This window comes from Exiguobacterium sp. s138 (assembly GCF_018618775.1).
GTDB classification, from domain to species: domain Bacteria; phylum Bacillota; class Bacilli; order Exiguobacteriales; family Exiguobacteriaceae; genus Exiguobacterium_A; species Exiguobacterium_A artemiae.
The window spans coordinates 1-1,306 of record NZ_JACSMW010000015.1 but is presented as its reverse complement, the minus strand read 5'-3'; the positions used below and the strand labels follow the sequence as shown (position 1 = coordinate 1,306).

The window sequence follows — 1,306 nt, the reverse complement described above, 5'->3', positions numbered from 1 at the left end:
TTGTGTGGTAACTCTATTCTACACGAGGCCGTTATGGGTTTTTTTTGTGTTTTCAGCTAGGTGTTGCACTTAATATTACAATTCGTCAAGACAAAAAAAAAATCAATCGCACCGATGTACGATTGATTGAAAAAACTTATTTGTATTTAACAGTGACGTTACGACGACCCCAGTTAAAGGCTTCCGCACGTGAGTAGTACAGGATATCCATCTTCTTGCCTTTGATGGCACCGCCTGTATCTGCTGCTGTATACGTCCCTTTTAATTTCCCTTTGTAATACACTTTTACTGTTGAGCGAAGCGGAATCACACGTGGATCAACTGCTACGACTTTCTTTTTCGAACTCTTGATGTTCCAACCGATAGCCGTTAGGTTACCGCTGCCTGGATCATATGGTGTATAAGCTGTCGCGCTGACGTTTGTGATTGTTTTCCATCCGCCTGTTGATTGTTTCTTCGAACCGCTTGATGTAACGACTTTAGAATAACGGGCACTGAGGTAAGCTGTTTTTCCTTTATAGCTGACTTTATACCAGTTTCCTGTTTTTGCTTTGTACGGCAATGTTTGATTCTTATATAGAAGACCGAGTTTCTTGGACGCTGTTGTGGCTTTCTGGCGAACAATCAGACTATCGACCGACGACTTGACATTTTTTTTAGTTGCAGCTTCCGCTTGAAGACCTGCAAACGAACTGAGTGCTAACAAGACTGCTAAAACACTAGCGATTATTCGTTTCATCATCATGTAATCTCTCCTCCATAATTGTTCCTGTTTTGTAACTTACATTAATATACATGACAAAATGGAGCAGTGCCGTTACATATAGACCACAAAAAGATGACGCGATTGTTACTTTTATGTTACAAAAGACTCATTTTTAACGTTTCAAACCATTTTTACGACAATAACCGGTTTAACTTTCGTTTTCACGTTTTTTATATGACAACTGTTGTAACAAACGTTTTTAACAACAGCGGCAAGCCTTCTGTTTTTAGTCTGTTCAGATGATTTTTTTCAAACGACGGTTTGTCAAATTAAGTGCAACACTTCTTCCGTGAAGACCTCGTATGCTGTTTTACAGTTAAGACATTTTCGTGGTCTCCCATTAATCCAGGCGAGCGCTTGAGCGATTTCAGAACGACTGACCTTTCCGAAATCTGTCCCCTTCGGGAAAAATTCACGGAGAAGACCATTGGCGTTCTCGTTACTACCACGTTGCCAAGAAGAATACGGATCTGCAAAATACATGGGTAAGCCTAACGTGTCACGAATTCGTTCATGACAGCTAAACTCTTTTCCACGATC

General features: G+C 40.5%; 2 protein-coding genes. Both read right to left on the bottom strand.

Features of this window, described 5'->3' with window-relative positions:
• Nucleotides 1–136: 136 nt before the first annotated feature.
• On the bottom strand, nt 137–742 hold the full coding sequence (locus KNP91_RS15545; protein ID WP_233494505.1) for a 3D domain-containing protein: 606 nt from the start codon (nt 740–742) through the stop codon (nt 137–139).
• 288 nt (nt 743–1,030) lie between these two features.
• The coding region (locus KNP91_RS15540) for an IS30 family transposase (RefSeq protein WP_214850884.1) at nt 1,031–1,306 on the bottom strand (276 nt) is incomplete at its 5' end.

Coding starts and splice junctions, on each gene's coding strand:
- KNP91_RS15545 (WP_233494505.1), bottom strand. CDS start 742: ATGATGAAACGAATAATCGCTAGTGTTTTAGCAGTCTTGTTAGCACTC.